The 22,223-nt window shown below is 65.5% G+C and carries 22 protein-coding genes and 1 pseudogene; 7 read left to right on the top strand and 16 right to left on the bottom strand.

Annotated features, from left to right (window positions below; all coding sequences use genetic code 11):
* Positions 1–97 precede the first annotated feature (97 nt).
* From BOX37_RS24190 to BOX37_RS24170, 5 genes are all read right to left on the bottom strand, one after another.
* A complete protein-coding gene (locus tag BOX37_RS24190) occupies positions 98–595 on the bottom strand; it encodes an ArsR/SmtB family transcription factor (RefSeq protein ID WP_071929637.1) in 498 nt (165 codons plus the stop codon).
* A 120-nt stretch (positions 596–715) separates the two neighbouring features.
* A complete protein-coding gene (locus BOX37_RS24185) occupies positions 716–1,354 on the bottom strand; it encodes a hypothetical protein (protein ID WP_071929636.1) in 639 nt (212 codons plus the stop codon).
* 187 nt (positions 1,355–1,541) lie between these two features.
* Entirely contained in the window at positions 1,542–1,919 is a 378-nt protein-coding gene (locus BOX37_RS24180) for a PIN domain-containing protein (RefSeq protein WP_071929635.1), read from the bottom strand.
* Positions 1,916–2,230, bottom strand: a complete 315-nt coding sequence (locus BOX37_RS24175) for a type II toxin-antitoxin system Phd/YefM family antitoxin (RefSeq protein WP_071929634.1) — start codon at positions 2,228–2,230, stop codon at positions 1,916–1,918. The genes BOX37_RS24180 and BOX37_RS24175 overlap by 4 nt, the downstream gene beginning before the upstream one ends.
* A 39-nt stretch (positions 2,231–2,269) precedes the next feature.
* The gene (locus tag BOX37_RS24170) at positions 2,270–3,256 is read right to left on the bottom strand and encodes an AurF N-oxygenase family protein (protein ID WP_071929633.1); all 987 of its coding nucleotides are present in this window, start codon (positions 3,254–3,256) and stop codon (positions 2,270–2,272) included.
* A 199-nt stretch (positions 3,257–3,455) separates the two neighbouring features.
* Here BOX37_RS24170 and BOX37_RS24165 point away from each other — a divergent pair, with 199 nt between their 5' ends.
* Genes BOX37_RS24165 through BOX37_RS24155 form a run of 3 tightly spaced genes read left to right on the top strand, consistent with a single transcriptional unit; the run spans position 3,456 to position 6,153 of the window.
* Positions 3,456–4,556: an LLM class flavin-dependent oxidoreductase gene (locus BOX37_RS24165; RefSeq protein ID WP_071931832.1), complete on the top strand. Its 1,101-nt coding sequence runs from the start codon at positions 3,456–3,458 to the stop codon at positions 4,554–4,556.
* A complete protein-coding gene (locus BOX37_RS24160) occupies positions 4,553–5,182 on the top strand; it encodes an FMN reductase (RefSeq protein WP_071929632.1) in 630 nt (209 codons plus the stop codon). Before BOX37_RS24165 ends, BOX37_RS24160 begins: the two co-directional genes overlap by 4 nt.
* A gap of 8 nt (positions 5,183–5,190) precedes the next feature.
* The gene (locus BOX37_RS24155) at positions 5,191–6,153 is read left to right on the top strand and encodes a DUF5996 family protein (RefSeq protein WP_071929631.1); all 963 of its coding nucleotides are present in this window, start codon (positions 5,191–5,193) and stop codon (positions 6,151–6,153) included.
* Between the two features lie 181 nt (positions 6,154–6,334).
* Here BOX37_RS24155 and BOX37_RS24150 read toward each other — a convergent pair whose 3' ends face one another.
* Together BOX37_RS24150 and BOX37_RS36260 are read right to left on the bottom strand one after the other, a co-directional pair.
* Complete coding sequence (locus BOX37_RS24150) at positions 6,335–6,691, bottom strand: nuclear transport factor 2 family protein (RefSeq protein WP_071929630.1); 357 nt, start codon at positions 6,689–6,691, stop codon at positions 6,335–6,337.
* Between the two features lie 176 nt (positions 6,692–6,867).
* Positions 6,868–7,011: pseudogene (locus BOX37_RS36260) on the bottom strand (acyl-CoA dehydrogenase family protein); the annotation flags it as partial.
* On the opposite strand from BOX37_RS36260, the gene BOX37_RS34305 reads away from it, so the two are divergent.
* On the top strand, positions 6,992–7,831 hold the full coding sequence (locus BOX37_RS34305) for a hypothetical protein (RefSeq protein WP_156910522.1): 840 nt from the start codon (positions 6,992–6,994) through the stop codon (positions 7,829–7,831). The pseudogene BOX37_RS36260 and the gene BOX37_RS34305 sit on opposite strands and share 20 nt — an antisense overlap.
* A gap of 229 nt (positions 7,832–8,060) precedes the next feature.
* Here BOX37_RS34305 and BOX37_RS34300 read toward each other — a convergent pair whose 3' ends face one another.
* The gene (locus BOX37_RS34300; protein ID WP_156910521.1) at positions 8,061–8,627 is read right to left on the bottom strand and encodes a TRADD-N-associated membrane domain-containing protein; all 567 of its coding nucleotides are present in this window, start codon (positions 8,625–8,627) and stop codon (positions 8,061–8,063) included.
* Between the two features lie 331 nt (positions 8,628–8,958).
* On the opposite strand from BOX37_RS34300, the gene BOX37_RS24140 reads away from it, so the two are divergent.
* Both BOX37_RS24140 and BOX37_RS33450 read left to right on the top strand, forming a co-directional pair.
* Positions 8,959–10,023, top strand: coding sequence for an IS630 family transposase (locus tag BOX37_RS24140; RefSeq protein ID WP_240504908.1), 1,065 nt, complete (start codon positions 8,959–8,961; stop codon positions 10,021–10,023).
* A 1,945-nt stretch (positions 10,024–11,968) separates the two neighbouring features.
* Positions 11,969–12,433, top strand: a complete 465-nt coding sequence (locus tag BOX37_RS33450; protein WP_240505035.1) for a tyrosine-type recombinase/integrase — start codon at positions 11,969–11,971, stop codon at positions 12,431–12,433.
* Positions 12,434–12,525: 92 nt separating this feature from the next.
* On the opposite strand, the gene BOX37_RS24130 is transcribed toward BOX37_RS33450, so the two are convergent.
* The 8 genes from BOX37_RS24130 to BOX37_RS24100 all read right to left on the bottom strand — a co-directional run bounded on the left by BOX37_RS24130 (position 12,526) and on the right by BOX37_RS24100 (position 20,461).
* Positions 12,526–13,740, bottom strand: coding sequence for an acyl-CoA dehydrogenase family protein (locus BOX37_RS24130; protein ID WP_071929628.1), 1,215 nt, complete (start codon positions 13,738–13,740; stop codon positions 12,526–12,528).
* 143 nt (positions 13,741–13,883) lie between these two features.
* Positions 13,884–15,278, bottom strand: a complete 1,395-nt coding sequence (locus BOX37_RS24125; protein ID WP_071929627.1) for an acyl-CoA dehydrogenase family protein — start codon at positions 15,276–15,278, stop codon at positions 13,884–13,886.
* Between the two features lie 469 nt (positions 15,279–15,747).
* Complete coding sequence (gene ftsX, locus BOX37_RS24120; protein ID WP_071929626.1) at positions 15,748–16,650, bottom strand: permease-like cell division protein FtsX; 903 nt, start codon at positions 16,648–16,650, stop codon at positions 15,748–15,750.
* Positions 16,650–17,339 carry a cell division ATP-binding protein FtsE gene (ftsE, locus tag BOX37_RS24115; RefSeq protein WP_071929625.1) on the bottom strand — a complete coding sequence of 230 codons (690 nt, stop codon included), beginning with the start codon at positions 17,337–17,339 and terminating at the stop codon, positions 16,650–16,652. The genes ftsX and ftsE overlap by 1 nt, the downstream gene beginning before the upstream one ends.
* A gap of 71 nt (positions 17,340–17,410) precedes the next feature.
* Complete coding sequence (locus BOX37_RS34295; RefSeq protein ID WP_156910520.1) at positions 17,411–17,560, bottom strand: Rv3103c transmembrane domain-containing protein; 150 nt, start codon at positions 17,558–17,560, stop codon at positions 17,411–17,413.
* Complete coding sequence (locus tag BOX37_RS24110) at positions 17,547–18,404, bottom strand: mechanosensitive ion channel family protein (protein ID WP_071931831.1); 858 nt, start codon at positions 18,402–18,404, stop codon at positions 17,547–17,549. The genes BOX37_RS34295 and BOX37_RS24110 overlap by 14 nt, the downstream gene beginning before the upstream one ends.
* 140 nt (positions 18,405–18,544) lie before the next feature.
* The gene (prfB, locus tag BOX37_RS24105) at positions 18,545–19,663 is read right to left on the bottom strand and encodes a peptide chain release factor 2 (RefSeq protein WP_071929624.1); all 1,119 of its coding nucleotides are present in this window, start codon (positions 19,661–19,663) and stop codon (positions 18,545–18,547) included.
* A 54-nt stretch (positions 19,664–19,717) separates the two neighbouring features.
* The gene (locus BOX37_RS24100; protein WP_240505034.1) at positions 19,718–20,461 is read right to left on the bottom strand and encodes a helix-turn-helix transcriptional regulator; all 744 of its coding nucleotides are present in this window, start codon (positions 20,459–20,461) and stop codon (positions 19,718–19,720) included.
* A gap of 21 nt (positions 20,462–20,482) precedes the next feature.
* Between BOX37_RS24100 and BOX37_RS24095 the strand changes: the two genes are divergently transcribed.
* A complete protein-coding gene (locus tag BOX37_RS24095; RefSeq protein ID WP_084760040.1) occupies positions 20,483–22,222 on the top strand; it encodes a recombinase family protein in 1,740 nt (579 codons plus the stop codon).
* The last annotated feature ends 1 nt before the right edge of the window (position 22,223 follow it).

Genomic DNA, 22,223 nt, shown 5'->3' with positions numbered 1-22,223 from the left:
TCTACCTCCACAGCATCGATGTATCGATGCTTACGGTAGCAGGATATGTGCCCTGCATCACAGCGATCTAAACGGGCATTTGGGACATATTCCCAAATCAGCGCTGTGCGCTGGCCAGTGCCGCGAGTAGCGGCACCAATCTGCCCTCGGGAACCTCGAAACGGCCCAGACCTGCGGTTTGCAGCCAGCCGACAGCGGCGAGCTGGCGCAGGTGCTGGTAGATGTCGGCGGAGGTGCCCAGTTCTTCGATGGCGGCGAGGTCGGCCGCGGTGCGACGGCCGTAGACGATCTCGCGCAGCAGCCGCAGCCGCACCGGGTTGGCCAGCACGGCCAGGCAGTTGGCGGCCTCGATGGTCCAGATGTCGCCGACGATGGCATCGGTGGCGTATTGGGCCTGCCAGTCGACCCGCTCACCGGTCGGCAGTTGCAGCGCGCCGGCCAGCAGGACGCCGCCGTTGCGTTCGCCCGCCTCGTCGAATTCGTGCCGCAGCCGGGTCACCGCCCAGGGTAGCCGCGCGTCCTCGTGCTCGGGGCGCGCGCTCTCCAGTGCCGCCACCCGCCGTTCCAACTCTTCGATTCGGTCGACCAGTTCCACGCGGTCAACCTACGCCACCCACTCGGTCGTGAGCGGGTCGAACGGTCCGGATCGGCCTGTGCCGCACCCGCGCGCACCCCCGCGCGAACATCCGCGTCGGGGGTGCGTGTGTATCGGAGATCAGCCCTGGACAGCGCCGAACGACGGCTGCTGGATGGTGGCGAGCTGGTAGGCGTAGCCGTCCGGGTGCTGCTCGCTGACCGGCACCGACCAGCGGTGCCACAGCTGGCCGTACACCGCGGCCACGATCAGGCCGCCGCCGGGACTGAGCACCCCGGTGCGGATGGTGGTGTCGACCGGAATGTCCTGGTGTTCGGTCAGGACCGCGGTGCCGCTCTGTCCGTTCGACAGGTTCAGCCACATGACCTCGAGCTTGGCCTCGCCCTGATTCGGCGAGATGGTGCCCGGTCCGCCGAAGAAGCCGAAGCGGAAGCCGTCGACGTCGAGGGCGATGCCCGAGCCGTACACGCCGGGACCACCGCCGCTCTGGCCGATGTCGGAGGTCGCGGGGATCTGGAACGGCTGTGCGGGCAGCGCGACCTCGACCGTGCCCTCGGTGGCGAGCTTGTCCAGCGCGGCCAGCGCGCCGGGGTTGTCGGCCACGGAGGTGCGCAGCTGGGTGACGGCCTCGGCCACGTCCACGGTGGTGGGCGCGGTCGCCGGATCGGCGACCGCGGGACCGGCGAAGACGATGGCGACCGCGGCCGAGGCGGCGGCGACGACGGTGGTGAAGCGACGCGTGAAACTCAGATGATGCATAACCAGCTCTCCTCGAGTGTTCCTGGTACAGCTTTCCCTGGGTGAATCGTTCGCTGAGCATGTCGGACGCGGGCCGCCGCGGATCATCCCCCGGCGGGCTCCCCGGCCACCAACGCACCGTAACGGACATCACATTCGCCGTACTTACTGCCCTGGAAAAGCCGAGGTCGGCCTCCTCGCTGCGGGCTCACGGCATGGGGGCGATCTGCACCTTGTAGCCGCGATAGAGCTCGGGTTTGGCGGTGAGCACCGGCATGTCGAGGTGCAGCGCGGTGAACACGACGGGCGCGATGAGCGGCCAGTCGGTGTGGTCGTCGACCATCGCCACCGTGGTGCCGACGCGGATCGCGGTGGCCGCGTCCAGCTCGGCCCAGCGCACGGCGACGCGATTGTCGAGCAGGCGGCCGAGTTCGTCGATGTTGTCGACCGCGCGCATGGCGGCCATCAGGCTCACCGAGGGCACCACCAGGATCCGGCGCTGCTGGGTGAACTGGCGCATGATCACCTGCCCGAACAGTGGCGAGCGGGCCAGTGAGGTGAGGGCGGTGTGGTCGGCGACGCTCACCGTGGGCTCACGCCGGTGCCGTTCAACGCTGCCATCAGGGCACTCAGTTTCGCTTCCGCGTCGGCGATCTCGGCCGCGGAATGCTGTTTGATCCGGTCGTCGAGACCGCCGAGGATCTGCTCACGCAGATCGTCGTTGAAGTAGGCGGGGGGCAATGCCCCGTGCCGTAGGACCTCGGCGGGTACCACCGCGACCAGCTCCTTCCCCTCCCGCGTCACGATCACCGGTCGTCCGCTCGCGGACACGCCGTCGAAAACGCTGCCGAGCTGCCCCCGCAACTCGGTCAACGGCACAGTCTCATAATCGGCCATAGCCCACTGTACACCGCTGTGTACAGTGGGCTCGCTGGATCAGGCGGCCTTGCGAGCCGGTTCGCTGCGGTACCGGGTGACCGGACCATCGATGCCGAGCAGGCGCCAGGTGAGCTTGGCGACCGGGTTAATCATCCCGCTGGTGGTGGCCAGCGCGCGCACGTCACCGAAGATGTTGCGCATGGTGAGCTGCGATTGCGGGCTGCGCCAGTAGGCGTCGCGCATGACCTCGGCGGGGATGTCGAACTTCGCCACGAATTCCTTGGGCGGGGTCATGATCATGTCGAGCATGATCCGCATCGCGATCGGGAACAGCACCGACAGCGCGGTTTTGGTGACCACGTTCATCCCCGGCACGTTGCGCCGCAGGTACTCGTGCGCGAAGGAGATGTGGCGGGCCTCCTCGGCCACGTGGATCTGCATCACGCGCTGCACCATCGGATGCAGGTCGACCCCGCCGCGCAGCAGCGACTTCTGCAGGTGGTCGATCGGCTCCTCACCGCCCAGGATCATCGTGAAGAACAACTCGGGGAAATACTTCACCGCCGGCCAGATGATCATCGTCAGCTTGCGATCGATGGTGCCCATGCCCACGACATCGTGGTAGCCGATGCGGTTGATCATCTCCTGGAACATCATCGTGTGGTTGCACTCTTCGGCAGCCTCGTGGGTGATGTAGCGGAATTCCGGATCGCCGTTGGGCACCGAGATCAGGTACTGCATGAGACCGCGGATGAGCAGCTGTTCGAAGTCCAGGCCCACCTTGGCGATGCCGGCCTGGCGCCACATGCCGATCGCGATCTGGCGGTCGATCGACTGGGCCTTGTACCAAGGGTGCCGGCCCAGTGGGTCCTCGTCGGGCATGATCCAGCGCGGATCGTCGGAGTGCACGGCGAATTCGGGGGCGTCCCAGTCGATGTCGACGTAGGGATCGAAGTGGCGGTTCACCGAGCCTTCGGACAGGCTGCGCAGGATCTCGTGGTACTCGGGATCGGTGGCGGTGTTCTTGGGGGCTGTCGACAGCATCGGCGATGTCTCCTTCGTGTGGCGCGCGTCGCACATTATATGAGACTCGCGGTCCCAGACAACTGTACAGTGGTCCCGACTCGCGTGCTGCGGGAGTGAGCTGCCCCGACGTACGATGGGTCGTCGCGGGACACTCCGAACGATCGACCAGTCAGCCGGGTCCACTGGCTCTGAGTGAGCGGGGCAACGCATGAGCGGGATGCAGTTCGGAATATTCACCGTCGGTGATGTCACGTCGGATCCCACCACCGGTCGCGATCCCACCGAACACGAGCGGATCATCGCGACCGTCGCGATCGCGCAGAAGGCCGAAGAGGTCGGCTTGGACGTCTTCGCCACCGGCGAGCACCACAATCCGCCGTTCGTGCCGTCCTCACCGACCACGCTGCTCGGCTTCCTCGCGGGCCGCACCGAGCGGCTGATCCTGTCGACCTCGACCACGCTGATCACCACCAACGACCCGGTCAAGATCGCCGAGGACTTCAGCGTGCTGCAGCATCTGGCCGAGGGCCGGGTCGACATCATGCTCGGCCGCGGCAACACCGGCCCGGTCTACCCGTGGTTCGGCAAGGACATCCGCGCGGCCATTTCGCTGACGGTGGAGAACTACGAATTGCTGCGCGCGCTGTGGGATTCGGAGGTCGTGGACTGGAGCGGCAAGTACCGCACGCCCCTGCAGGGCTTCACCCTGGCGCCGCGACCGCTCGACGAGGTCGCGCCGTTCGTCTGGCACGCCGCCATCCGCACCCCCGAGGTTGCCGAGCTGGCCGCCTTCTACGGCGACGGCTTCTTCGCCAATCACATCTTCTGGCCGTCCTCGCACACCGAGCGCATGGTCGCGCTGTTCCGGGAGCGCTTCACCCACTACGGGCACGGCACCCCGGAGCAGGCCATCGTCGGCCTCGGTGGACAGGTGTTCGTGCGGCCCAACAGTCAGGACGCGGTCCGCGAGTTCCGGCCCTACTTCGACAACGCGCCGGTCTACGGGCACGGGCCCTCGCTCGAGGAGTTCACCGCGCAGACGCCGCTGACAGTCGGTTCGCCCCAAGAGGTGATCGACAAGACGCTGAGCTTCCGTGACTACGTGGGCGACTATCAGCGTCAACTGTTCCTCGTCGACCATGCTGGGTTGCCGCTGAAAACCGTGCTCGAACAGCTCGACCTGCTCGGCGAGCACGTGATTCCGGTGCTGCGCAAGGAGTTCGCGGTCGGCAGACCCGTCGATGTGCCCGACGCGCCCACCCACGCCACCCAGGTCGCCGCGGCGCGGCGGGCCGAGACCGAGGAGGCACAGTCGTGACGAGACTCGCCGTGGTCAGCGGTGGCCTGCGTGAACCATCCTCGACCCGGCTGCTCGCCGACCGGCTCACCGCGGGCGTCGAGGCCGCGCTGAGGGAGCGGCCGGTCGAGGTGACGATGGTCGACCTGCGCCGCCACGGCCGCGCGATCATGGACGCGATGCTCACCGGATTCCCGAGCACCGACCTCGAGGCGGCCTTCGACGCGGTCGCCGGCGCCGACGGGCTGATCGCGGTGACCCCCGCCTTCAACGCCTCCTACAGCGGACTGTTCAAATCCTTCTTCGACGTGCTGCCCGAGGAATCGCTGACCGACATGCCCGTGCTCATCGCGGCCACCGGCGGCACCGACCGGCACTCGCTGGTGCTCGAACACGCGATGCGCCCGATGTTCTCGTACCTGCACGCGATCATCTCGCCCACCGGTGTCTACGCCGCCACCGACGACTTCGGCGCCTGGGAATCGGGTGGCCTGGCCGCGCGCATCGACAAGGCCGCCGCCGACTACGTCCGGCTGCTCACCTCCTGCGGGCAGCGAGATCGCCGCGACGTGTTCACCGAGGGCATCGATGCCATGTCCCGGTTGCTCAACGGACCCGACCGAACCGGCCCCGCGCCGAGAGAGTGAGCGTTGCGATGACCCGACTGACCCCCGCCAAGGCGATCTGGCCCGCACTGACCGTCGATTCCTGGACCGATACCCGCGACACCCTGCACATGTGGACCCAGATCGTCGGCAAGCTGAAGATGGCGGGGACGCCGCTGGTCAACCACTGGTGGAACGTGACATTCGCGGTGAGCGCACGCGGGCTGAGCACCGGCGCCATCCCCGTCGACGGGCGCCTGCTCGACATCGAATTCGACTTCGTCGACCACGAACTCGTCCTGCGCACCAGCGACGGCCGTCGCGCCACAGTGGCGTTGCGACCGCGCACGGTCGCCGATTTCTACGCCGCGGTCGGCGAGACGCTCGGCCGGCTCGACATCGTCCTCGACATCGAGGCCACGCCCAACGAGGTCGAAACGGCGATCCCGTTCGCCCGCGACACCACTCATCACTCCTATGACGCGCAGGCCGCCGCGCAGTTCTGGCAGCAGCTCGTGCAGATCAATCGGGTCTTCCAGCTCTGGCGCGCGGGCTTCGCCGGGAAATCCAGTCCGGTGCACGTGTTCTGGGGCGCGTTCGACCTCGCCTGCACCCGCTTCTCCGGCCGCACCGCGCCACCGCACCCCGGCGGCGCACCGAACTGCGCGAATTGGGTGATGGAGGAAGGGTATTCGCGCGAATGCGCCAGCGCGGGCTTCTGGCCTGGCGGGGCCGAAGGAACCTTCTACGCCTACAGCTACCCCGCCCCCGAAGGGTATTCCGAGCACCCGGTCACCCCCGAGAGCGCCCACTGGGACGCTGATCTGGGCGAATTCGTGCTGCCCTACGAGGTGGTCCGTGCCGCCGACGACCCCGACGCGACGTTGCTCGAGTTCCTGCAGTCCACCTACGCCGCGGCCGCCGACCTCGCCCACTGGGACCGCAAGCTGCTCGATGTCGACCCGCACCGACTCGACCGCCGGCTCGACGCCGACGACCACACCCGCCTCTGACCTACTGCTCGGCCGCCGACAGCGAGGCCACGACGGCCTCCCACGCGTCGTGCAGGTGATGACAGACCGGACCGGTCTGGGTGAGCACCGTGACGCACCGAACACCACCGCCACATGACTGCTGGCCTGTTCGACCCCCGGAACGGACCGTCGGGACCGTGACCGGCGTGGACGGCCCGCGTCAGGCGACGCCCGCGTGCGCGGCGATGATCCGCCAGCCATGGACCTCATCGTGCAGCCAGGTCCGGGTGTAGCGCATCCTGGCAGCGAACGGCGTGCCCTGCGCGCTGCCCTCGACGGTGCCGAGGAACCAGGTCACCCCGGTGGATCCGTCGGCGAGCACGGTCAGGTCCTCCTCGACCAGCTTCGTCAACACCTGTGCCCCTGAGCGATGGAGCGCCAAGTCGTCGGCCTTGGTGTAGACATCACCGCCGAGGGTGAAGAGCAGGCGATCGTCCAACAGCTGATCCAACGCATCGACATCGCCGGCGAGCTGTGCGGCCTGTAGCCGATGCTCGGCATCCCGTAGATCTTCCATGCGCCTCAGCTTGTCAGCCGCGATGGTGCCACGGGCGATTTTTCACGCTCGGCTGAACGCGTCGCCGCGAAGCGAAAGGTCGTGTCCCTCCCCGAGAGCGGAGGCAACGACCCCGGACACACAACCGCCCCGATCGCTGTACGGCGATCGGGGCGGCGCGTTCTGCCGCAGAGCGGTCACTTCAGTTCAGCGCTGGACTTTCCGAGCACGCGGCGAGCCACGATCAGCTGCTGGATCTGCTGGGTGCCCTCGAAGATGTCGAGGATCTTGCGGCGAGGTGCCGGCAACCTGGAGAAACGGTTGAACAACGGCCTTGGGCTGCCCGTATCCATCTCGATGCTTCTCGGCGTTTCTGGTGGATTTTTGACCTCTGACGGCCTGTGGGCGGCCTGGCAAGGCGGGAGTCCGGACCAGGACGTCCGGGTCAAGCGTCCCGCCGATAGTGTGCCTGCCGTGCTGATTCCACCCGAAGTTCAGGTCATAGAGGGCAGTGGAGCAATCCGGTGGGCAGTGGGCAGCCCTGATGGCCTGCGCTCGCGGTCGTGGACTGTAGTAGGCGAAAAGTCAGGTGACGTCTACATCGCGCCACGAATGGGAATGAAAGATCTGAAGCTAAGCCTGCATCCAGCGAAGTGGCGGATGGCGTTGACGAAAGAAGCAGCCGCGACGCGCCTTCCGGCTGGTGAGGACCGCGTCATCTCAAGGTGGGATCACACTGATGAGTGCGCTCTCGGGTGGCGACTAGGGGCGACGATCACCGTTCCGCATTGCTCGCTAGTTGCATCGTTTGGCGAACGACGCCTGAACTTGGTTCGGTGGTTTCCGACTCCGGGAGCAGGAAGGTCCCTCCGGTTTGTTGTCTTGATCGGTGCGCCGGATCGGGAAACACTCACGGTGAAAGAACACATCGGCGACGTCGGGCGCATCTCGTTGGCAACAGGCGGCGCCGTATGGGTCATTGCGTACGAGGACAAGTTCGATGAGGCCCGCGAAGCTGAGTTTCGGCTGATTCAGCGGAGGGCGATGGAGGCTAGCGCTGAGGAGATCCACGGGTTCGCTTGGGGCTGCAACGATGACGATGGAAGTCCGGCGATGATCGAACTGGGCAATGTAGGTCCAACCGCGAGCAATGTCACCTGACCCCCAGTTCAGCCGGTGGCCGAAACCCCAAGCCACGAGTGATTTTCGGTTGTGCGTCGATCGACGGTGACATGGGGTTGTTCGGCATCGTTCGTAGCGGGTGGTCCCGTTCTGGTCTCGCTGCGGTCCTGCGGTCGAAGGTCCTTCAGGCGTCCTTTCCCTTGACACGGCCGAGTGAGATCAGATAATCGGGCCACGAGGATGCTGGGGTGCTATACGTCGTGAGGATTCACGTCGGATCGGTATCGCGCTGCGTTTCGGCGGTATCTCCAGGGGCGTTTCCCTCGTTCAGGATACGCAACGCTAGTGAAATGCGGGCCTGGTCGCCTAGCTCCGGATTTTTTATACCGGCAACTAGGCCTGCGGCCTCGGCCAATCGCCGTTCCATTCGAATCTCTTCGTGAACCTTTTCGCCCTGTGCCGCTAAATGCTTGCGGGCCTGGTCTGCCCGGTACGCCAATGCGGCACCGCAGGTTCCCACAAGGATACCCCCGAGGCCGGAGACTAAGGAAATTGATTGCACGGTATTAGTTCTATCGACGAGCGCCAACGCTGCAGCCGCAAGTACAGCCACACCACCAAATACGGCGAAAATGGTATAGATGACATAGTTCAAATTGGCCTGTTGAAGGGCTTGTCGGTGCATCTTCTCAATGAAAATACTGCGGTCGCGAAGCGCATCAACGAATATTCGCTTAATTTCGGCAGCTTCGCCGTCCGGGCCATTGATTATGTTCAGGGTGCCCGAGTTGTCGTTGATTATTGTCAGGCTGCCGCCGATGCTGGTGCCATCCACACTTTGTGTCATGGTGCCCGCCCGTTGCCTTCTGCTGAGGATTTGTCGAGACCTTCGGGATCTCCAAAGCGCTGGACGGTTACGGCGACCGCCTTCAGACTGCTCGACCGAGGTGCGCGGTCCATCGCTTCGAGCGATCTCTGACGTTGGCGGTCTTAGCTCATCGTTTGCCTCGGTAGCATCTTCAGTTGGCGGGATCTCTTGGTCTGGCATCTAGTGCCTCGTCCAGGAAGGTTGCCCTGGTAACCGGGTGTCGAGTTGATCGCGCGCCTGTGACCGGTGATGCTCCCCGGTGGAGGTGGTGCCGGTGGCCAGGAAACCGGAAGTGTTTGTGCGAGAAGTGACCCCGGACGAGGGCCGCCGACTGCAGAAGATCACGAAGACGAGCAAACAACCGATCAGGATGCGGCGTGCGATCGTGGTGATGGCCTCGGCGCACCGCCAGCCGGTCCCCGCGATCGCGAGGTTGATGCAGGTCAGCGAAGCCTATGTGCGGCAAGTGATCCACGACTTCAACGAGCGGGGGTTCGACGCGTTGGACCCAAAATGGAGCGCGGGCAGACCGAGCAAGGTGGACCGGGCAACGCGTGAACGCATTGCCTGTATCGCCCGGTGCTGCCCGCGAGACCTCGGCTGGCCGTTCTCGGCCTGGAGCTTGTCGAAACTCCGAGAAGTGTTGGCCACCAACAACATCGCTGAGATCAGTCGTGAGACTCTGCGCAAGCTCTTGAAGGCCGAGGGTGTGTCGTGGCAGGCGGTCAAGACCTGGAAAGCCGGCACCGATCCCGAGTTCGCCACCAAGATGGACCGCATCCTCGACCTCTACGACCACCGGCCTGCTGACGGGCGGGTGGTCTGTGTCGATGAGTTCGGGCCGTTGAACCTGCAACCTCGTGCTGGTCGAGGCTGGTTTCCGCGGCGTAAGCCGAGACGGTTGCGGGCGACATATCACCGCACTCAGGGTGTTCGGCACCTGCTCGGTGCCCTGGATCTGGCGACGGGGAAGATCCATTACCGGATCCGGGACCGGAAGCGGTGGCAGGAGTTTCTCGGGTTGCTGAAGTCGCTGCGAGCCCGGTGGCCAGGTGAGAGGCTCTACGTCATCGCCGACAACTTCTCCCCGCACAAGCGGGCCGAGGTCCGGGACTGGGCCGCCGATCATGATGTGGAGTTGGTGTTCTTGCCGACGTATTCATCGTGGTTGAACTGGATCGAGTCCGAGTTCGCGGCGCTGCGCTACTTCGCGCTCAACGGCACCGATCACCGCAGCCATGGTGAACAGGACGCCGCGATCGGTGCCTACATCCGCTGGTACAACCAGCACGCCCGACCCAAGCGGGACTTCGCCGTCAACTCCAAGATCCGGCGACCGGATTACCTACCGAAGGTTGCTTGACGAGGCACTAGGCCCCCGGGTGGTCGTATAGTTTCGAAGGTTGACGAACTATGTGATGGTGGCTATGCAACGGATGAAGTCGTCCTGCCCTGCTGTCGATGCAAGTCAGTGAGTCGGCGTATGTCGCCATGAATCTATCTCGGTTAGGTTGTCTTGCAGCACATTAGCGGCTGGCCAACCAACTGGTCCGGCTGAACGCCGAAAGAGCGGGGGTGTTCCCTCCTCTGGTCGGCTGCTGAGTGTCAGCGTGTTGGACCGGACCACAGCGATCTAGCTCGGCCGTTAGCCGACGGCTCGATCGCGACCGCGGAGAGAATTTTCGTTCAGCAACCTGCCTGGCCTTGATGCTCGCCGCAGTGGTACTTGCCCTGGATCCATCAGGCCGCCCCAGCAGGAGAGTGTCTGGGCGACGTCGTGACACTGTGCCCGCTAGATTACGAGTCGAAAAGCTCGTGTCCGCTGACGATCTGCTGACGTCCGCACCCCTATGCGAAGTGGCGAAATACTTCCGCCGGGGGTCTCGTCGCGTCCGGGGTCGTCCGCACCACTTGTGACAACGGCGTGACAACCTTTGTCCACCTAACAGCCCTCCGGCGATGCGCTGACGGCACCGCGTCGATCAACCAGAAACCGACCGCTAATACCACGTATTTCGTGAATATACAACTACCAGTTTCAACGTCTCGATCTAGCTAACAGTCCGCAAATACTCGACCTTAGCCCGCAGCGGGGTAACGATGCCCATATGGGCTTCTGGTGGATTATTTTGACTCGAGCGGGAATCGGGGGCCAGTTTTAAAAATGGTCCGCCAGAGGTCAAGACAGCAACTCGTACCCGAATCCCCCCAGGTCAGAAGATGTGACTAAGATCATATCTGTGATACACCGGCAAACGATCTAGCTGGGACTTTGTCGGAAATCTTTCCGATATGAAGTACACCGAGTGATTACCACGGGTTGTGGTCAGCCGAAGTGTCCGCCACTAGGAGTAGTGTCTGTGACGAAGCCAGGCATGGTCGCACAAAAACGACCAGCCTCACATGGATGAGTATCCGACGTAAGGCTGGTCTCGCTGCATACTTTGACAGGGCATGCAAGCGAGACCATACACCTTGAGGGCTGTTTCGTCATATGCGACGCCGCCTGTCGGATGGTCTGGCCTGCAAGAAGGGAGCCGATCATGCCTTTGCGCAAGACGGTTCGTACCACCCGCACTACCCGCACTGTTCGCGTTCCCGTTCGGATCACACGAGTGGTCCGCACGGTTACCGTGAAGCCCGCGCGGTAGGGGCAGGCAATGAGCAAGCCACCTCAGGTCCCCAAGCAGGGCGGCGGCGAGAAAGAACGCGACCGCAACAACGACGGCCGGTGGCGTGAAAAGCGCAATGACGCCGGTAAGAAGCGCAAGTAGCGCAAGTAGCGCATTCACAAACCAGGACCCCCGGACGCAATCGCGCTGGGGGTCCTGGCCTTTCTGGCCCTGCTCTGGGTTGGGGTGCACACCTCGGGGCTGGCTCACCGCCTGCCCGATACGGCCTGCCGTTCACGCGCAGAGGCTCACAGGTCAAGGGTTGCTCAGCAATCAGCGAAGCTGACGCCATCGGCGCCCTTGAGGTGTGAGGGGCGCGGGATCACAATGCAGGCCAACCCAGAACAGGGCCACGCGGCCACCGGTCGCGATACCACCGACCTCACCGCGGATTCCGTTCAGCAATTCACTCGCACCCGGTGACCGGCCAAGGCGATCGGGAACTATGCCGGCCTTTTCGGCTGGGACCGGTGACGGCACGATAACCACCTGCACGGGTTCGGCAGGCTGGTCCTACGAGGCAAGCGACGAAGTCGTGCGGCAGTACGTATGCGACTCGGTGCGCTGGTGGCCGTCGACCGGGCAGGGTGTTTGCCGATTCGGGCTCGGGAATTCCGTTCAGCAATTCTGACGGGGATGCTCCTGGCCCTCGTCAACGCGCTCGGGTCGATGCTGTCCGAGCTGTCAGGAGCTCCGACGTCTGCCGATAGCGCGTGCTCGTCGCCGACGTGCCGACGCGCCCAGGCGGCGCCTTACCAGCGTGGGGTGCGCGTCGTAGCGCGGCGGCGGCGCGCACGCGCCGCCGCAGGCGCCCTTGACAAGATCGTGTGGAGGCCAGCGTTCAGCAAAGCGGATCTTGTGTACGTCAATCGGGCAGACGGCATGCACACGGGCCTCCGTCATCTCTATGCCTCGAAACTGCTCGCGCGCGGTGTCTCGGTGAAGGAGCTCGCCGACTACCTCGGTCACGAAGACCCCGGCTTCACCCTGCGGGTGTATACGCACCTGCTGTCGTCGAGCCACGAGCGCGCCCGCCAGGCCGTCGACGATTCGGCCCACCTCTGGGAGCTTCCCTCCGAAGACGGCCTGGAAGCGGCCTGAGTGACCGCGAATCCGAATCGGAAGGTTCTCGGAAACAAGAAATCCGGTGCGAGTCAGAAGGTCGACTCGCACCGGATTCGTTGTCTACCAGCTCACTTCAGTTCAGCGCTGGACTTTCCGAGCACACGGCGAGCCACGATCAGCTGCTGGATCTGCTGGGTGCCCTCGAAGATGTCGAGGATCTTGGAGTCGCGGCCCCACTTCTCCAGGAGCAGGCGCTGGGAATAGCCCACGGTGCCGGCGAGTTCGACGGCCTTGAGGGTGACGTCGGTGCCGGTGCGGCCCGCCTTGGCCTTGGACATGGAAGCCTCGAGCGAGTTGGGCTTCTTGTTGTCGGCCATCCACGCGGCGCGCAGCGACAGCAGGTAGGCCGACTCGTAATCGGCTTCCAGGCGCAGGAATTCCGCGGCCGCGGCGTGCTGGTTGATCGCGGGGGTGTCGTAGGAGATCTCGACACCGGCGTCGGTGAGGATGGTGCGCAGTTCCTCGAGCGCCGCACGAGCGACACCGACGGCCATGGCCGCGACGAGGGGACGGGTGTTGTCGAAGGTCTGCATGACCCCGGCAAAGCCCTTCTCCACGTTGACTTCCGGCGAACCGAGAATGTTGTCGGCGGGAATCCGGCAGTCCTGCAGCAGCAGCACCGCGGTGTCGGAGGCCTTGATGCCGAGCTTGTGCTCGAGCCGCGCCACCGACAGACCCGGAGCGTCGCGCGGAACGACGAAGGACTTGATCGCCGCGCGACCGAGCTTCTTGTCGACCGAGGCCCACACCACGATGTGGGTGGCGCGCTCACCACAGGTGACGAAGATCTTCTCGCCGTTGAGGACCCACTCGTCGCCGTCGAGCACGGCGGTGGTGGTGACGGCGGCGGAGTCCGAACCGAAGGACGGCTCGGTGATGGCCATCGCGGCCCACACCTTGCCGAAGCGCTCGAGCTGCTCGTCGGTGGCGACCGCGGCGATCGCCGCATTGCCCAGACCCTGGTAGGGGATGGTCAGCATCAGGCCGACATCGCCCCAGGAGGTCTCCAGTGCGTTGAGCAGCGCGGACATGTTGCCGCCGTTGGCATTGGCGAGCAGGTCGGTGCCCGCCTCGTCATTGCGGCCACCCGCGGCGCCGCCGATCTTCTGCGTGCCGGAATCGGCCAGGCCCTCCACCATGGCGGCCATGGTGTCGAGCTCGACCGGGTAGGCGTGTTCGGCGAGGTCGTACTTGCGGGAGATGGGACGGAAGATCTGGGCGGCGACCTGGTGGGCCTGGTTGGCGCTCGCCTTCAGCTTCTTGGGGAGTTCGAGATTGATCATGTAAGGGTTCTCCTAGGAGAGATAGCCGATTCGCGGCCCGCCTTGATTCTGGACTGACGGAGCGATGGAGCGAAGCGACTGAGCGGAGGAGGGAAGAATCAAGGCCCGTCAGGGCCGCGAATCCGCGCGCGCCAGCGCGCCAATTACACGAGCACGATGCCCTCGGCGACGCCGATGGCACGAAGGTCGCGGTACCAGCGCTCGACCGGGTGTTCCTTGGTGAAGCCGTGGCCGCCGAGCAGCTGCACGCCGTCCAGGCCGATCTGCATGCCCTTGTCGGTGGCCAGCTTGCGCGCCAGTGCCGCCTCGCGGGCGAACGACAGACCCTGCTCCGCGCGTGAGGCGCCCCGCAGGGTCACGAGGCGGAGACCGTCGAGCTCGATGGCGATGTTGGCGACCATGAACGCCACCGCCTGGCGGTGCGAGATGGGCTCGCCGAACGCCTCGCGCTCGTTGACGTAGGGGATCACGTAGTCGAGCACCGACTGGCCGGTGCCGATCGCCAGCGAGGCCCAGCCGAGGCGGGCCAGCTGCACGGCGTCGGCGTACTCGGCGGCGCGCGCCTTGGCGTCACCGTCGCCGAGCACGGCGTCGGTGCCGACGGCCACGTTGTCCAGAATCAGCCGGCCCAGGCCCGCGGCACGCAGGCCCATGCTCGGATCGGCTTCCACCGACAGCCCGGCGGTATCGGATTCGACCAGGAACAGCGCCGGACGACCGTCGAGTTCGGCGGCCACGACGAACAGCTCGGCGTCGGCGGCGGCCGGGACCAGGCTCTTCACGCCGCTGAGGCGGTAGCCACTGGGGGAGCGGGTGGCCTTGGTCTGCAGGGCGAACGGGTCGAACAGGGCGCGCGGTTCGTTGATCACCACGGACGCCTGCGGCACGTTCTCGCCGGTGAAGGCGGGCAGATAGGTCTTCTGCTGGGCGTCGGTGCCCCACTGCGAGAGCGCGACGGCCACGCCGCTGGGCGCCAGGATCGGCAGCGCCAGACCCATGTCACCGTAGGAAAGAGCCTCGGCCACCAGGGCGTTGGTGACGGCGCCACGCTCGGACGCCGCGCCTTCGAGCTCCTCGGGCACATTGATCAACGTGATGCCGAGCTCGGCGGCACGTTCGAGCAGATCGCGCGGAGCCTTGGCGGCATTGTCGGCGTCGTAGGCGGCCGGACGCAGGATCTCACCCGCGAAGTCCTTCACCGTCTCGACGATCATCTGCTGCTCGTCCGACGGGGTGAGGTCGAAGAAGTCCTTGGTCTTGGCCTCGTTGTCGGGCAGCCGCTTGGGCTGACCGCCGCCGGTCACCTTGGCGAAGGTCCGGGTGGCCGCGCCCAGCGTGCGGAACCCGGTCTTGGTGCCCTCGTAGGTGACTCGCTCGATCGGCTTGCGCAAGTTGTACTTCTCGGCGAGCTCCGACCCGGTAATGGTCGTCAAAGCGCGCATGGCGGCGCCCATCCAGTCCCGCTTGGGCTGGCTGAGGCCGACCGCGGACGTGTCGTTCGGACGTCGCTTCGTCGCGCTGTCTCGAGTGCTCATCATCACCTGATTTCCTCGGCTGTCGGGGCGGTTGCGTCCCCAGCTATCTTACTCCTCGGTAAGACTATCTTACTCTGGAGTAAGAAGTGCAATGATCGCCAGCATAATCGTCGAAACCGTGTCGCGCTGGACAAGCGACCATCTTCGCACCGGTCGCCGCCCCTCATTCTGCTGGTGACCTCGGCCCGGTACGGCTGTCACCGCGATGAGCTGTACTTCCTCACAGCTGGTCGTCGACTGGACTGGGGTTGGCCCGATCAGCCATCGCGCTCGCCCGATCGACGGGCGGCGATCGATCCCGATTCGTTATGGCTGCCAGGACTCGAGGGTGCCCCGGAACCCACCGGATCGCCGAATGGACCGTTGATCACCACGCACCAGCGGCGGCATCGCCCGAGAAGCGAACGCCGCCAGAGCGTGGTGGTCAACGGTCCAAGTCGAGGCGTGGGATGACGACCCGGCCAGAAGCCCGTCACTCCCGCACGTAGAACCGCAACGTGAGATAGGCGGTGACCGCCGCGAAGACGACGCCGATGGGCGCGATCGTCAATGCCACCACCGCGATGTCGTCACCGGTGATTCGCGGGAACACGTTGCTGTCGAACAGCGGGCCCAGCGCCCGGTCGATCACCAGCGGACGCGCGATCACCAGGCCGAGCACCGCCAGCACCGATCCGACGAACGCCGCCGCCACCGCCTCGAGCAGGAACGGCAGCTGGGTATACCAGCGCGTCGCGCCGACCAGGCGCATGATCCCGACTTCCGTGCGCCGGGTGAAGGCGGCGATCTGCACCATGTTCAACACCAGCAGCATCGCCGCGAGCGCCATCACCAACGCCAGGCCGAACGCGGCATTGCGCAACCCGTCGAACAGGCTCACCAACCGATCCACGAACTCCTTGTCGTTGGCGACGATCCGCACCCCGTCGCGCGTCGCGAAACTGTCGTAGATGTGCTGGTACTGATCGGCATCGGTCATCTTCACCCGCAGCGAGGCGGGCAGCGGCGAATCGGCGATGTACTGCACCATCTCCGGCTGGTCGGCGAACAGTTCCTTGGCTTCTTCCAGCGCGTCGGCGCGGTTGAGGAACTGCACGCTCTCCACGCCCGAGGTCTGCTTGAGGTCGGCCAGCAGACCCGCGCACGGCTCGGCGGCGCAGTCGGGATCGGTGGTGGAGACGGACTCGTCGAGGTAGAAACGCACCTCGAGGCGACCGATGAAGAAGTTCTCGGTCTTGTCGGCCATCCGCACCGACAGCATGCCGCCGCCGAGCATCATCAGCGAGACCGCGGTGGTCAGGATCATCGCGATGGTCATCGTGAGATTGCGGCGCAGGCCGTCGACGACCTCGGTGAACAGGAAACTCAGTCGCATTATCGCCCCACCCCGTAGACCCCGGTCGCCTCGTCGCGCACGAGTCTGCCGTGGTCGAGTTCCACCACCCGCCTGCGCATCGAGTCGACGATGTGGTTGTCGTGGGTGGCCATCAGCACCGTGGTGCCGACACGGTTGATGCGTTCGAGCAGCGCCATGATGTCGGCGCTGGTCTCGGGATCGAGGTTGCCGGTCGGTTCGTCGGCCAGCAGCACCAGCGGCCGGTTGACGAACGCGCGCGCGATCGCCACCCGCTGCTGCTCACCACCGGACAGCTCCGAGGGCAACCGATTGCCTTTGCCGCCGAGCCCGACCATGTCGAGTACCTCGGGCACCGTGCGCTCGATGAACTGGCGTCGCTTGCCGATCACCTCCAGCGCGAACGCCACGTTCTGCTCCACGGTCTTCTGCTGCAGCAACCGGAAGTCCTGGAACACGCAGCCGATCCGCTGCCGCAACTTCGGCACCTTGCGCCCCGGCAACCGGTCGACCCGGAAATCGGCCACCCGGATCTCCCCGGAGGTCGGCGCCTCCTCCTTGAGCAGCAGTCGCATGAACGTCGACTTGCCCGAGCCGGACGGACCGATGATGAAGACGAACTCGCCCTTGTCCACCTCGACGGAAACATTGTCCAGCGCCGGCCTCGTCGACGTCTTGTACGACTTGGTGACGTTGCGCATGGTGATCACGGGGAGCCAGTCTAGCCAGCGACCAGGCCGCTCAGCGGGCCCCGAGCACACCGGCGAGGCGCGGACCGGACCTACGGTTGGGGATCGACCCAGGTGGGCACGGCATTGAGTAGCGTCGAGGGCCCGGTGGCCGCCGGATCGGCGGGCTTGACGAACACGTAGACGACGAACGTGGACACCCAGGCAGCCATCAGGATCGCTGTGGACTTACGTGGTTTCACTGATTCCTTCCTTCCGCAGGGCCGCGGCCACCCGGACTCGCAGCTCACGGCCCACCTCGAATTGCTTGCCCGGCAATGTGCGGGCAACCATCCGGATGTTCATCTCGGCAAGCGAGAGACCTTCCACACCCATCACCGAAGGCTCGTCGAGCAGCAGCGGTTCGAGCCGGGGGTCCTGATATGCCTCGGTGCACACCTGGTGCAGGACCTCGTTGATCCTGGTGATGTCGGCCTGCGCCGAGACCGGTACGTCGATCGCGGCGCGCGCCCAGTCCTTGGACAGGTTGATGACCTTCACGATCTGCCCGTTGGGGACGGTGATCACCTCACCGTCGGAATTGCGCAGCGTGGTGATGCGCAGGGTCACATCCTCGACGGTGCCCTCGGCCGGGTCGCCGCCGCCGACGACCGCGATCTGCACCACGTCACCGAAGCCGTACTGCCGCTCGGTGATCAGGAAGAACCCGGCCAGGATGTCCTGGACGATGCGCTGCGCGCCGAAACCGAGGGCGGCGCCGAGCACCGCCGCGGGCGCCACCAGCCCCGTTACCGCGAAGCCGAGCCGCTGCAGCACCTCCATGCCGACCAGCACGTAGACGATGGTCAACACCACCCAGGTGACCACCTGCGCCAGCGCGTGCCGATGCTTGGCCGCCTCGGTGCGGACCAGGGCGTCGCTGGACTGGAAACCCGAGTCGATCTTGCTGGTCACCCGGTCGCGGATGAACGCGGCCAACCGGCCGAACAGCATCGCGCCGATCACCAGCAGGACGATTTCCAGGCCGCTCGAGCGAAGCCAGGCGGTGACCTCGGACCCGGCGCTGATCGCGAGGACGTCGTTCACCGCGCCGACCCGGCAGAGCGGGGTCGGGGCTGGCGGTGGCACTGTTCCGGTTCGTTCGAACACACACCAGAAAGGTTACAGCGCGGTCACAGTGCCAGGTCAAACGTGCCCGGAACGCTCCGGGAGGAGCGAACAGGTGGCTACGCCTCGGCCTGATCCCGCATGCGCCAACGGATTCCGGATTCGATGAAGCCGTCGATGTCGCCGTCGAGCACCGCCGAGGGGTTGTTGACCTCATGGTTGGTGCGCAGATCCTTGACCATCTGGTACGGATGCAGCACGTAGGAACGCATCTGATTGCCCCACGACGCGCCCTCGTTGGTCTTGAGCGCGTCCATCTGAGCGCGCTCCTCCTGGCGCTTGCGCTCGAGCAGCTTGGCCTGCAGCACGCGCATGGCCGAGATCTTGTTCTGCAGCTGCGACTTCTCGTTCTGGCAGGTCACCACGATGCCGGTGGGGATGTGGGTCAGGCGCACCGCCGAGTCGGTGGTGTTGACCGACTGGCCACCGGGGCCCGAGGAGCGGTACACGTCGACGCGGACATCGCCGTCGGGGATCTCGATGTGGTCGGTGGTCTCCACCACCGGCAGCACCTCCACCTCGGCGAAGGAGGTCTGGCGGCGGCCCTGGTTGTCGAACGGGCTGATCCGCACCAGGCGATGGGTGCCCATCTCGACCGAGAGGGTGCCGTAGGCATAGGGCGACTTCACCGCGAAGGTGGCGCTCTTGATGCCCGCCTCCTCGGCGTAGGAGGTGTCGTAGACCTCCACGGAGTACTTGTGCCGCTCGGCCCAGCGGATGTACATGCGCATCAGCATCATCGCCCAGTCGGCGGCGTCGACGCCACCGGCGCCGGAACGAATGTTGACCAGCGCGTCACGCTTGTCGTACTCACCGGAGAGCAGGGTGCGCACTTCCATCGCCTCGATGTCGATGCGCAGCGCGGCCCGCTCGGCATCGGCGTCGGCGGTGGCCTCCGCCTCGGCGGCGCCCTCTTCGGCCTCGGCCAGTTCGTAGAGCACCGGCAGGTCCTCGAGCCGCTGGCGCAGTTCCTCCACCCGGCGCAGTTCGCTCTGTGCGTGCGAGAGCTCGCTGGTCACCTGCTGGGCGTGGTCCTGGTTGTTCCAGAGCTCGGGGTCGGCGGCCTGATGCTCGAGCTCGTCGATGCGTCGGCGTAACTCCTCGACATCGAGGACCGACTCGACCGTCTTGAGCGTGGTGTCGAGTTCGGCGAGGTCGGCGATAACGTCAGGATGCACGATGTCCTAGGTTACCGGTCGGGCTCGGCGGCGGTGAAACCGCGCGACGCGAACTCAGCCGGTGATCGACCGGAGCCCGCCGCGACGACGACCGGCCAGGCCGTCCAGCGCGGCCGCGGTGGCGTCGTCGGCGGGCAGGTAGACGATGAGCTGCTGGTCGTCGTCGGCGGGCAGGTCGAGTGTTTCGAACGCCAGCCGCAACGGACCGGCGCTGGGATGGGCCAGCCGGACGATGCCGGTCGCGGCGGGCAGGCTCGGCACCCGCTCGACCCGCTCGGTGAACTCGGCCCCGGCCACCACGGTCAGCTCGTCGGCGCGGTGGGCGATGTAGGGATCGGCGCGAAAAGGGCCCTGCTTGAATGCCGCGACCAGTTCGTCGGCGACGTGCGACCAGTCGGGGAACACGGTGCGTGCCCGCGGATCGGTGAGCAGATAGGTGGCCAGGTCGGGTTCCGGTTCGTCGAAGAGCCCCGAATCCGCCATCAACCGGTGGTAGCCGTCGGTGTAGGCCAGCACCTCGCGGATGTTGTTGACCACCAGCGCGGCGCCGGGCTCGAACCGATCGAGCATGGCCCGCACGGTGGGCCGCACGGTGCGGTTGGGCTGCGCGCCACCCATACAGCTGAACCCGCTGTCGGCGGACTTGGTCAACCGGTGCAGGTGGATTCGTTCGCTCGAGGCCAGCCGCAGGGCCTCGGCCAGCGCGGACAGCACCGGCGGTGAGGGCCTGCGATCGCGGCCTTGTTCGAGCCGGGTGAGGTACTCGACGCTGACCCCCGAAAGGTAGTGCTTATGCACTCCTCTTGGGAGAATTGAGTCATGACGCGATCGAAGACAAAGACCCAGGTAGAGCCCGTTTGGCTTACCGAGATCAATGCGGCTCTAGCCGTCGCTGTTGCCGACATCGACCCTGCTCAATGGGTGTATGGCTACGTGCGTATCTCCCGTGACGAGAAGGACCGCGCCGAAGGCGTGCACCTACAGGCCAAAAATCAGGTCAAGCACGCCAAGCGCAAGAAGCTGCCGTTGGCGCGGATCTTCTGTGACAACGACATGTCCGGTGCCGACGCGGACCGGCCTGCCTTGCGGGAAGTGCTGGGGTTGGTGGCCGGTGGACCGGCCAAAGTTGTTCTTGCTCGTGATGTGTCCCGGTTGACCCGTGACTACGACCTGGGCAACGAGTTGATGAAGCTCGGACGTGATGAGGGTGTGCGGTACTGCTTCGTCAACGCCACCGACTATGACCTGACCACTGGTGCGGGCCGCAAGAATTTCATGGTCGCCGTCGCCGAGGCGGTCGAGTACCGCGAAGTCAACACCGAAAATTTGTTGGAGCGGATGAGCGAGGAAGCCGCCAAAGGTGTCATGCAGGGCGGCTCGCGCCGTTTCGGCTACGGGAAAGTCGCGGGCACGCACCCGATCACCGGGGACGAGATCCTGGACCGGTGCGCATTGCGTGACGAGGAAGTCGCGGTGTTGCGCGAAGGCCGTGACCGGCTGATCAACGGTGAGACGCAGACCGCGATCATTACCGACTGGAACGCGCGCGGGGTGACAACGTCGGAGGGTGATCGGTGGCGGGTGGGCAAGTTGTCTCACTTGCTGCTGTTGGAAGCGTATGTGGCTTACGACCTGGGCGAGCACACCGACGCCAACGGTGATCGTTGCGAGTGCCTGAACAACCCCGAAGGCAACGGCATTCGCTTCCACGAGCGCAGCGGTACCCGTCATCGTGGGCAGTGGCCCGCGATCTTCACTCGCGCCGAGCATGACGCGATGCGCGCGGCAGTGACCGCGCACCGCCGGTCCAAGAACCCCGAGCGGCCACGCCAACGCAACGGTGAGTATTGGATGACCGGGTTGGCCGAATGCGGCGGCACGTGGAAAGAAGGCACTGACCGGCCGGGGCAGTACTGCGGGGGATGGTTGGTCGGCTCAGCATTGGAACGCAAGCGTAAGACCGGGCCCCCGGCGGTTCAGCGCCGCTACGGGTGCCGTTCCAAGGACGGGTTCAACGTCGCGTGCGCGTGCGGGCGGGTGTTCCGCGACGCGGACGCGTTGGAAACGTTCGTCGGGCAAGCGGTGATCGCTGAATACGAGAACCCCGACATCCTCGCCCGGTTGGATCGCGGCAACGACAACGCCGAACAGATCGCCGCACTACAGAAACGGATCGAAACTACCGCAGGAAACTTGGACGCCGAGGCCGACCGCCGCACCGAGGTATTGACCGGTGCCGGTGACGAGTTCGACTTGCGCGTCATCGACCGCACGATCACCGGACTCAAAGCCAGCTTGAAGACCTTGCGGGCCGAGCAGGATTCGTTGCGCTCGAGTCAGGCGCTGGCGGTGTTGGCCGACATCGGTTCCACACCGGGCGAGCTGCGCAAGGCATGGACCACCAAAGGGTCGCGCTGGCGGCACGAAGCCGCCGCCCGCGTGATCGAGAAAGTGATCGTGCGGCCCGCGAACATCTACGCCGCGAAGTGGGAAGACCAGAACGGACGCGTGTGGCGGTTCGACAAGTCCTCAGTCGAAATCGTGTGGCGTCCGTTGTGAC

The organism is Nocardia mangyaensis (genome assembly GCF_001886715.1).
Classification (GTDB): Bacteria; Actinomycetota; Actinomycetes; order Mycobacteriales; family Mycobacteriaceae; genus Nocardia; species Nocardia mangyaensis.
This window is presented reverse-complemented; position numbering and strand designations above follow the sequence as displayed.

Bases quoted from the DNA above. Each gene is read 5' to 3' on its own strand.
- BOX37_RS24185 (WP_071929636.1), bottom strand. From the start codon at position 1,354: ATGCATCATCTGAGTTTCACGCGTCGCTTCACCACCGTCGTCGCCGCC.
- BOX37_RS24130 (WP_071929628.1), bottom strand. From the start codon at position 13,740: ATGATCAATCTCGAACTCCCCAAGAAGCTGAAGGCGAGCGCCAACCAG.
- BOX37_RS24150 (WP_071929630.1), bottom strand. From the start codon at position 6,691: ATGGAAGATCTACGGGATGCCGAGCATCGGCTACAGGCCGCACAGCTC.
- BOX37_RS24125 (WP_071929627.1), bottom strand. From the start codon at position 15,278: ATGATGAGCACTCGAGACAGCGCGACGAAGCGACGTCCGAACGACACG.
- BOX37_RS24095 (WP_084760040.1), top strand. From the start codon at position 20,483: ATGACGCGATCGAAGACAAAGACCCAGGTAGAGCCCGTTTGGCTTACC.
- ftsX (WP_071929626.1), bottom strand. From the start codon at position 16,650: ATGCGACTGAGTTTCCTGTTCACCGAGGTCGTCGACGGCCTGCGCCGC.
- BOX37_RS24170 (WP_071929633.1), bottom strand. From the start codon at position 3,256: ATGCTGTCGACAGCCCCCAAGAACACCGCCACCGATCCCGAGTACCAC.
- BOX37_RS24155 (WP_071929631.1), top strand. From the start codon at position 5,191: ATGACCCGACTGACCCCCGCCAAGGCGATCTGGCCCGCACTGACCGTC.
- BOX37_RS24165 (WP_071931832.1), top strand. From the start codon at position 3,456: ATGCAGTTCGGAATATTCACCGTCGGTGATGTCACGTCGGATCCCACC.
- BOX37_RS33450 (WP_240505035.1), top strand. From the start codon at position 11,969: ATGCTCCTGGCCCTCGTCAACGCGCTCGGGTCGATGCTGTCCGAGCTG.
- BOX37_RS24175 (WP_071929634.1), bottom strand. From the start codon at position 2,230: ATGGCCGATTATGAGACTGTGCCGTTGACCGAGTTGCGGGGGCAGCTC.